Source organism: Acidovorax sp. CF316, assembly GCF_000276605.1.
Lineage (GTDB): Bacteria > Pseudomonadota > Gammaproteobacteria > Burkholderiales > Burkholderiaceae_C > Acidovorax.
Window position 1 is genome coordinate 19,060 of the sequence record NZ_AKJX01000115.1, and the last position, 8,716, is coordinate 27,775.

General features: G+C 69.5%; 8 protein-coding genes. 5 read left to right on the forward strand and 3 right to left on the reverse strand.

Annotated features, from left to right (window positions below):
• Positions 1-108: 108 nt before the first annotated feature.
• The gene (locus PMI14_RS12995) at positions 109-3,243 is read left to right on the forward strand and encodes a WD40 repeat domain-containing protein (protein WP_007855005.1); all 3,135 of its coding nucleotides are present in this window, start codon (positions 109-111) and stop codon (positions 3,241-3,243) included.
• Between the two features lie 24 nt (positions 3,244-3,267).
• Here PMI14_RS12995 and soxR read toward each other — a convergent pair whose 3' ends face one another.
• Positions 3,268-3,735, reverse strand: coding sequence for a redox-sensitive transcriptional activator SoxR (gene soxR / locus PMI14_RS13000; RefSeq protein ID WP_007855007.1), 468 nt, complete (start codon positions 3,733-3,735; stop codon positions 3,268-3,270).
• Positions 3,736-3,822: 87 nt separating this feature from the next.
• Between soxR and PMI14_RS13005 the strand changes: the two genes are divergently transcribed.
• Positions 3,823-4,275, forward strand: coding sequence for a RidA family protein (locus tag PMI14_RS13005; protein ID WP_007855009.1), 453 nt, complete (start codon positions 3,823-3,825; stop codon positions 4,273-4,275).
• A 118-nt stretch (positions 4,276-4,393) separates the two neighbouring features.
• On the forward strand, positions 4,394-4,537 hold the full coding sequence (locus PMI14_RS35315; protein WP_007855012.1) for a hypothetical protein: 144 nt from the start codon (positions 4,394-4,396) through the stop codon (positions 4,535-4,537).
• 78 nt (positions 4,538-4,615) lie between these two features.
• Here the strand turns inward: PMI14_RS35315 and PMI14_RS13010 are convergent, their stop codons facing one another.
• Together PMI14_RS13010 and ylqF are read right to left on the reverse strand one after the other, a co-directional pair.
• Positions 4,616-6,907, reverse strand: coding sequence for a bifunctional diguanylate cyclase/phosphodiesterase (locus tag PMI14_RS13010; RefSeq protein WP_007855013.1), 2,292 nt, complete (start codon positions 6,905-6,907; stop codon positions 4,616-4,618).
• 120 nt (positions 6,908-7,027) lie between these two features.
• On the reverse strand, positions 7,028-8,002 hold the full coding sequence (gene ylqF / locus PMI14_RS13015; RefSeq protein ID WP_007855015.1) for a ribosome biogenesis GTPase YlqF: 975 nt from the start codon (positions 8,000-8,002) through the stop codon (positions 7,028-7,030).
• A gap of 112 nt (positions 8,003-8,114) precedes the next feature.
• On the opposite strand from ylqF, the gene PMI14_RS13020 reads away from it, so the two are divergent.
• Positions 8,115-8,357 carry a hypothetical protein gene (locus PMI14_RS13020; RefSeq protein ID WP_007855017.1) on the forward strand — a complete coding sequence of 81 codons (243 nt, stop codon included), beginning with the start codon at positions 8,115-8,117 and terminating at the stop codon, positions 8,355-8,357.
• A gap of 53 nt (positions 8,358-8,410) precedes the next feature.
• Positions 8,411-8,566: an oxidoreductase-like domain-containing protein gene (locus PMI14_RS34215; RefSeq protein ID WP_369751452.1), complete on the forward strand. Its 156-nt coding sequence runs from the start codon at positions 8,411-8,413 to the stop codon at positions 8,564-8,566.
• The last annotated feature ends 150 nt before the right edge of the window (positions 8,567-8,716 follow it).

Here is an 8,716-nt window from a genome sequence, read left to right on the forward strand (position 1 = left end):
AAGACAACACATCATTGTCGGTCCAAACGGTCGGGCATGCACGCCGCGCCGTGGCGACCTGCACGCGGTGTACGATGCCCGCCGACTGTTCATTGCCCTGAAAGCACCATGCCCAGCCTGCCCAGCCTGCCCAGCCTGCCCAGCCTGCGCCTTGTCCCCCTGGCCGATGTGGCCCATCTGCTGCCGGCCGACTGCGCCCTCGCCGAGCGCCTGCGGGCCGATCCCGAAGAATTCAGCGATGAGACCGCCGCCTGGATCACCGGCGACCTGCGGTGGCCCGAACTGCACCTGGACACGCCGCTCGTGGCCGATGGCGGGCTGCACCGGCTGGCGCAGGCGCAACCCGAGCCCGTGGCCCTGCCCCGCCGCGCCCCCCACCTGCTGCTCATCGAAGGCAGCCTGCGCATCGACGGCCCGCTGACCGCCAGCGACACCGATGGCACCACGAACCTGGTGGTGCTGGGCAGCCTGCAAGCACAGCACGCGGTGATCGGCGGGCAACTGGTGTACGTGAAGGATGTGCTCACGGTGGAGGAACTGCTCTGGGGCCACGACGGCCACGGCGACCTGCACGTGAATGCAGGCCTCGCCGCGCGCGTGGTGCTGTTCACCGACGGGTACCAGGTGCAGGTGGCGGGCGGCGAGCAGGTGGAGTTCCTGCTCGACGAGGTGCGCGGCGTGCCCAGCCTGGCGGAATTTTCTGCCGAGGTGGCCGGCCTGGTGTTCCTGCCCGGGTACTTCGACGGCATCGACGATGGCACGGACGGCATCGGCGATCTGCTGGACCGCGAGCGCGTGGTGGAGGCCGTGCGCGCCAGCGAGAGCCCAGTGCGCACCAGCGCCGAGATCACCGCCGACATGCCGCTGGCCAGCGACCTCTTCGCCGACGAGGCCATCAGCGTGGCCAACATTCTCGCGGCGGTGAATTCGCCCATCGTCACGCACAAGGAGAAGAAGGCGCCCGGCTGGTTTGGCCAGACCGACTTTTCGCTGTGCCGCCGGCATGTGGATGCCGAGGGCGACCAGCGCGACGACAACGTCTTCATCACCGTCTGGAAGACCTGGGACTTTTACCTCTCGGTGGAGCACGAGCCCACGCGCAAAGGCCTGCTGGCACGCCTGGCGGCAGCCGTGCTGCGCAAGCCCATCCCGTTCAACGAGGTGGCGACGCTGCTCTACCGCGGCTACACCGAGGGCACGGGCGACGGCTGGAAGGTGCTCGACGACGAAGCGCCTGCCGAGGCGCGAGAAGCCTGTACCCAGGCCTGGCGTGGCGTGCTCGACTACCTGCGCCGTGCCGTGGGCCAGTCGCGCGCCGGCTACCCGCTGTACCGCCGGCTGCAGGGCACGCTCACGCCCAAGCACATCGAGCAGTTCACCAGCCTGCCTTATTTCACCGAGGAGTACAACGACTGGTGGGACAGCGACAGGAACGGCACCTGGCAGGGCGACGTGTGGGTGGGCGCACGCCAGCCCTGCCTGCACGAGGGCGAGCCCTATGGCCGTGCGCTCAAGCTCAGCTGGGAGAACGGCGAGCCCCGTCCCGGGGACGACCCGGACGACATGTACAGCGCCTACCAGCTCGACGTCGACGAGGCCCGCACGGGCCCGCCGCTGGTGGATTTCAGGTACGCCCAGCGGCAGAACGAGACCAAGGCCACCCTGCCACGCGGGGCGGTGGACCACATCGCGCGGCTGCTGCGCATGGTGGCCCAGGTGGAAGCCAGGATCCGGGGCGCGCACGAGAAGCAGCAGGCCGAGCGCGCCGAGGCCCAACGCATCGAGGCCGCCGTGCGCCTGCTGGCCACGCCCCCGCTGGCACCGGACCTGCCCGATGCCGCCGTGTTCCCGGCCGAGCTGATGCTGCTGTCCGGGCAATGGCAGGCCGATGGCGAGGGCTATGTGGCGGCGATACGCGCCCACCAGTTGGCCCTGCTCACCCGCGCCGAACAGGGCAGCGAGGACGGCGACAACGAGGACACCGACGGCGAGGAAGACGGTGACGGCACCGCCCGGATCCCCGAAGACCCACGCAAGGCCAGCGCCCCCACGGTGCTGCAACTGGCCCGCGTGGTGAACCGCCATGCCGACGAGGCGCTGGCCGAGCGCTTTCGCCACCGCTTTGCCTTTGCCCCGGACGCCTATGTGCGCACGGCAGCCAAGGCCGGACAGTTCATCGGCCCGGCCCTGCTGCTGTCGGACGGCCGCATCCTCGCGCGCATCGGGCCCACCTACAGCGATGCCGTGCACTGGGCGCAGATCGAAGGCGTGACCGTGACCTTGCTGCCCGCGCTGCAGGGCCTGGGGCGTTCGGCCGACGGGCACTGCTTTGCCCAGAGCGACGGCACGCACATCACCACGCACCAGGGCTATGGCGGCCCGCTGATCGCGCAGTTGCCGCTGCCACGCGGCAACGAGGGCATCCCCGCGTCCATGGGCCTGGTGGCGGGCGCGCTGGGCCAACGCTGCGACGAGATCATCCCCTTCAACGACGGCCAGCGCGTGCTGCTGCGCAACCCCACCGGCATCTACCTGATCAGCGCTGCCCAGGGCGTGCAGCGCCTGCACCCGCAGGAGTTCGACGAGGGCGAAGACGGCGAGGACGATGGCGGCCCCTACACCTGGCCCAAGAACCACGAGGACGCCGCCGAGGGCGAGCCCCCAGGCAGCCTGCTGGCCATGGACATGCTGCACATGGCCCTGTCGCCCGACGAGCGCTTCATCGCCCTGGGCGACCAGGACAGCACGCACATCCTGCTCGACGCCCAGGGCCGGCCGCTGCGCACGCTGGACACCCACTCCTCCTACCCGCACCACGCCCGCTTCTCGCATGACAGCACGTGGCTGTGGTTCAACTCCTGCCACCTGTACAACGGCATCACCAGCGCCACGCGGGTGGATGACGCACAGGACGGCGAGGGCACGCTCGTGAACACGCGCTGGCGCGTGTACGCCTCGGCCACGCTGCCGGGCCTGGCCGTCATGGGCGATGCGGACGGCTACATCCATGCCCTGGACGGCGAGGGCAACATCCTGTGGCGCCACCATGTGGGCAGCACCATCAGCGCCGTCGAGGCATCGGCGGACGGCAACACGCTGCTGGTGGGCAGCTACGGGGGCTACCTGGCCGTGTTGGAGCGCACCGAAGCGGGCCTGGACCCGTATTCCATCGGCACCTCGCCCTACACGGAGGTGCGCCGCTGGATCTTCTGGGACAACGAGCCCGCGCCGCTGCGCTGGTAACGAGCGCAGCCCGCCCAGGGCCGCTCAGAAATGCGGACCGGGCCCTTCCCGGGCCAGCGCATCCTGCGCATTGCGCAGCGGGCAGACCTTGAGCGACAGGCAGCCGCAGCCGATGCAGCCATCGAGCTGGTCGCGCAGCGCGGTCAGGGTGCGGATGCGCTCGTCGAGGTCTTCGCGCCAGCGCTCGGACAGGCGGCGCCAGTCGGCCACCGTGGGCGAGCGGCCAGCGGGCAGGGCCTGCAGCGCCTCGCCGATGGCCGCCAGCGGCACGCCCATGCGCTGGGCGATCTTGATCACCGAGACCCGGCGCAGCACCGAGCGCGGGTAGCGCCGCTGGTTGCCTGCGCTGCGCACGCTGGCGATGAGGCCCCGCGTTTCGTAGAAATGCAGCGCCGAGACGGCCAGTCCGCTGCGCCGGGCCACCTCGCCCACCGAAAGATCGGCGGCCAGCTCTGCCATGGAATCGCCTGGTGCGTCGTCGTACTGCTTCATGACCCTGCTCCGAAAAGTGCCCGTTGACCTCAACTTAGCTTGAGGTTGAATACTAACAGCCTCTTCAACGATTTCAGGAACCCACCCATGTCCCAGATCGCCTCGCGCCTCACCTCCGCCCACGCCGCCACACTCGCCCACATCAACCCCGAGGGCGTGTACGACCCCGCCCCCAATGGCTACACGCACGTGGTGGTCGCGCCCCTGGCGGGCCGCACGGTCTATGCCTCGGGCCAGGGCGGTGAGAACCTGGCGGGCGAGCTGTCGCCGGACTTTGCCGAGCAGCTCGCACATGCCCTGGACAACATGCGCCGCGTGCTGGAGGCGGCCGGCGCCACCGTGCATGACGTGGCGCGGCTCACGCTGCTGGTCGTGGACCACACCGAAGCCCGCCTGGCCCTGTGGACCGAGGCCGCGCGCCGCGTGTGGGGCGACGCGCCCACGCCCGCCTGCACGCTGATCCCGGTGCCGCGCCTGGCGCTCGACGGCATGCTGGTCGAGGTGGAGGCCACGGCCGTGGTTGCAGCGGCGCGGGCATGAGACCACCACGCTCCCCGGCGCCCTGAAAAAAGAGCCACCATCCGTCATCGCGACCACCCCGGATGTGGCGTACCATGCTGCGCAGCGGTCCCATCCGGAGACCCAACCAGGAGGACCCATGGCCAAAGGTGAACAGCGCAGCAACAAGATGGCTAAGAAGCCCAAGAAGGACACGTCGATTCCCAAGGAATCCCACGGCTCCGACCGTCCCATGCCGCCCGTGACAGCCGTGCTGCCACGCGGCAAGGACAAGAACAAGTAAGCCAGCCAGCATCCGGCCCACCGCCGGACCGAACAACAGCCCCCACTGCCTCCCGGCAGCGGGGGCTGTTTTCCTGGTTCAGACGATGGGGCCGGGCGCAAGCCTGGCCAGCCAGTCCTCCTGCGGCTCGGGCCGGCCATAGAGGTAGCCCTGGTAGAGGATGTCGGGCGCACGCTGGCGCAGGAAGTCGGCCTGGGCCCGGGTCTCCACGCCCTCGGCCACCACGCGCAGGCCGAAGTGGCTGGCCACCGACAGGATGGCCTGCACCAGCACACCATCGTCGGCACTGGTCGGGGCATCGTGCACGAAGGAGCGGTCGATCTTGATCTCGTGGATGGGCAGGCGCTTGAGGTAGGCCAGCGAGGAGTAGCCGGTGCCGAAGTCGTCCAGCGACATCTCCACCCCCAGCGCCGCCAGCTCGCGCATCTTGCCGACGGCATCGTCGAAATCGTCGATCACCAGGCCCTCGGTGACCTCCAGCGTGAGCAGGCGCGGGTCGGCGCGGGTGGATTCGAGCAGCGCACGCAACTGCGGCACGAAATTGGCCTGGCGGAACTGGCGCGCGCTGAGGTTGACCGACAGGCGCAGGCGCTGCCCGCTCATCACCGGCAATGCCAGCAGCGCGCACGACTGCGCCAGCACCCAGTTGCCCAGGCCCACGATCAGGTCGGACTCCTCGGCAATGGGAATGAAGGCACCGGGCGCCAGCAGGCCATCGCGCGGGTGCTGCCAGCGCACCAGCACCTCGGCCCCCGTGAGCTGCCCCTGCGCATCCACCTGCGATTGCAGGAACAGCCGCAGCTCGTCGTCCGCAATCGCCTGGCGCAGCGTGCGCTCCACCAGGAAGCGCTGCTCCGCCGCCTCGCCCATGCCCTGCTCGAAGAAGGCCGAGCGCCCGCCCCCGGCCTGCTTGGCCCGGTGCAGCGCCGTGCCCGCGCGGCGCAGCGCCTCCTGGGGCGAGTCGGCCGGGCTCTGCGGGTACAGCGTGATGCCGATGCTGGCACCGAGCTGGGCCTCGTCGGCATAGCCCTCCAGCCGCAGCGGCTGCAGCAGCAGGGCCTGCACCTGCTCGGCAAAGGCCAGCGCCCGGCGGCTGGCCTGCGGCGCCTGGCTGGCCAGGTCGTGCAGCACGATGGCGAACTCGTCGCCGGCCACGCGCACCAGCAGGCCCTGGTCGGGCAGCAGCTCGGACAGGCGCAGCGCCACGGCGCACAGCAGCCGGTCGCCCATCTCGCTGCCGCGCGCATCGTTGAAGGTGGTGAAGCGGTCCAGGTCCAGCAGCACCAGCGCATGCAAGGCCCCCGGCACATTCGGCGCACGTCCGGAGCGCCACTGCAGGGCCGACAGCCGGTCCATCAGCATGGTGCGGTTGGGCAGGCTGGTGAGCGCGTCGAAGTGGGCCAGGCGGTGGATCTCGTCGGCCGCGCGCTTGCGCTCGGTGATGTCCTGCTTGAGCTCCACGTAGTGGGTGATGTGCCCGTCGGACTGGCGGATGGGGGCCACCACCACCGCCTCGATCACCTCGGCGCCGTCCTTGCGGCGGTTGACCTGCTCGCCGCCCCAGTTCTCCCCACGCTCCAGCGTGTCGCGCAGGCCCAGGCGCTGTGCAGGCGCCATGCCGTTGCTGGAGACCCGGGCCGATGGCTGGCCCAGCACCTCGTCGCGCGCATAGCCCATGCGGGCCAGGAAGGCGGCGTTGACATACTCGATGCGCCCGGCCAGGTCGGTGATGACGATGCTCTCGGGGCTCTGCTCCACGGCGCGCAGCAGCTTGCGCAGCTCGGCCTCGCTGTCGGCCAGGCTCGACGCGGTCTGCTGCGCCTCCTGCACACGGCGCAGGTAGCTGCGGCGCGACAGCAGCGTGGCAGCGGCCGTCACCGACAGAACGCCCGTGAGGTAGGCCAGGTAGGCCAGGCGGTTGCCATAGCGGGCGTCCGGCAGCCAGCCGCGCAGGTCGGCCCAGAGGAAGACCAGCATCAACACGCCTGTGCAGCCCGTGAGCCACAGGGTGGCGCGTGCGCCCAGGATCCAGCCCGCAAACACGATCAGCACCGGAAAATTGAGCAAATTGGGCCCGCGCAGGCCGCCATTGCTGGCCGCCACCATGGCCACCACGCCCCACACCCCCCAGACCAGCACCAGCGCCGCCTGGTGCCAGCGCCCCATGCGGCCCAGCACCACGGACAAGGCCCCCATGCCGCCCGCCCCCAGGTTGAGCAGCACATGCGTCCAGGACAGCGGGGCGTCCAGCAGCAGCAGCGCGGCGATCAGCGTGCCGGTGACCGCAACCACCCACGCACCGGCCCGCACCAGTTGCTGCGTGGTGGTGTCGTCGCGGTCGGAGGGCAGCAGGTGGGCAACAGCGCGCATGGTCGTCATCAAAGCGGTGGCAGCCGATGAATTGGCATGGTAACGCGATACATCGCGTCTATCGAGCCCTCAATTGCCACAGGCCGGCCCGACCACCGCCCTCGCGCCGGGGCACCCCGGCTATTCGGACTCGGCGTCGCCCGCAGCGGGCTCGCGCACGCCCGATCCCTTGCCCTTGGACTTGGCGCGCGCGTCCTTCTTGGCCTGGCGCTTGGCGTCCTCGGCCAGGCCGGCGGCGCGCCAGGCCTCGAACTCGGTGGGCGTCTCCAGGGTGATGCGCCCCAAAATGGCCGTGCGAAAGTCGGTCATCACGATCTCGGCGGTCTTTTGCAGGTTCACCCGGCCACCGCCCAGCATGGCGCCGCGCTTCCTGCCGATGGCTTCGAGCAGCTCCTCGTCGTGCATGGTGGCCATGCTCCCGGCAGGCAGGCCCAGTTTGTAGCGCGCCTCCAGCAGCGGTGCATAGTGCTGCTGCAGGCGGCGCAGCAGCTCCAGCGCCACCAGTTCCTCGTCGTAGGCATTGCGGCCCACGGCGCCGCTGGCGGCCAGGTTGTAGCCGCTTTCGGGAATGATGATGCGCGGCCACAGCATGCCGGGCGTGTCCCACAGGTAGAAGTCGTCGGCCAGCGTGATGCGCTGCTCGATCTTGGTGATGCCGGCCTCGTCGCCGGTCTTGGCCTGGCGCTTGTTGGTCAGGGTGTTGATCAGCGTGGACTTGCCCACGTTGGGCACGCCGCAGATCAGCACCCGCATGGGCTTGGCCATGCCGCCCCGGTTGGGCGCGAGGCGGTGGCAACCGTTGATGAGCTTGCGCGCGGGCGCGGCCTCCGAGGCATCGAGCGCCACGGCGCCCGTGCTGAGCTGGGCGTTGTACCAGTCGAGCCACAGCGCCGTGCGCGCGGGGTCGGCCACGTCCTGCTTGTTGAGCACCTTGAGCGTGGGCTTGTGCCCCGTGAGCTCGACCAGCAAGGGGTTGGCGCTGGAGCCGGGCAGGCGCGCGTCCAGCACCTCGATCACCACGTCGATGTCCTTGACACGTTCGGTGATGGCTTTCTTGGTCAGGTGCATGTGACCGGGGAACCACTGGATGGCCATGCGGGGGTACTTTCTAGTCGAACGGATCGGAAATCGGGGTGGCAAGGATAATCGCGGTTTGCCCTGGCGCTGTTTTAGCGCCTTTTCGGCATATTTTCTGCCAGCCATCGCCATGCCAACCAACGACAACACTCCCCGCAACCCCCAACAGGCCAAGGCCGACAAGGAGATGCTGTTCAAGGGCGTCACCTGCGCCCTCATCGGGCTGGTGATCCTGCTGGCGCCCTACGTCGCCAGATCGGGTGGCGTGCGCGATCTCATGGCCCAGGCCACCTTGGTGGGCTGGTTCGCTCTGGTGCTGGGCGGGGGCTTCATCGTGCAGTACCTGCTGCGCCGGGCCAAGCGCAAGCCGTGAGCGCCGCCACGCCTGCGGCACCGGTCGATGCCGCCCGGGCGATGTTCGCACAGATGCAGCATCAGGCTGCAGCGGTGAACATCACCCTGCGCGCGCCGCCGCCTGAGCCTACGAGTTGTTGTGGGCGTGGATGCAATGGGTGTGTGTGGGAGGGGTTCTTTGCTGCGGCTGATTATTGGCGCGAGGAGGCGTTGCTGCAGTTGGGGTGATGATGCTGTTGTTGCCCAGGCGTGGTTCAGCGGCCTGGTCTTCGTGGTTACTGCGTGCTTGGATTGAGGGCGGGAGCTGGGGTGTGCGCCCGGCGGCGCACCTACCTTCTTTTGCTTCGCCAAAAGAACGTAGGCCAAGAAAAGGCGACC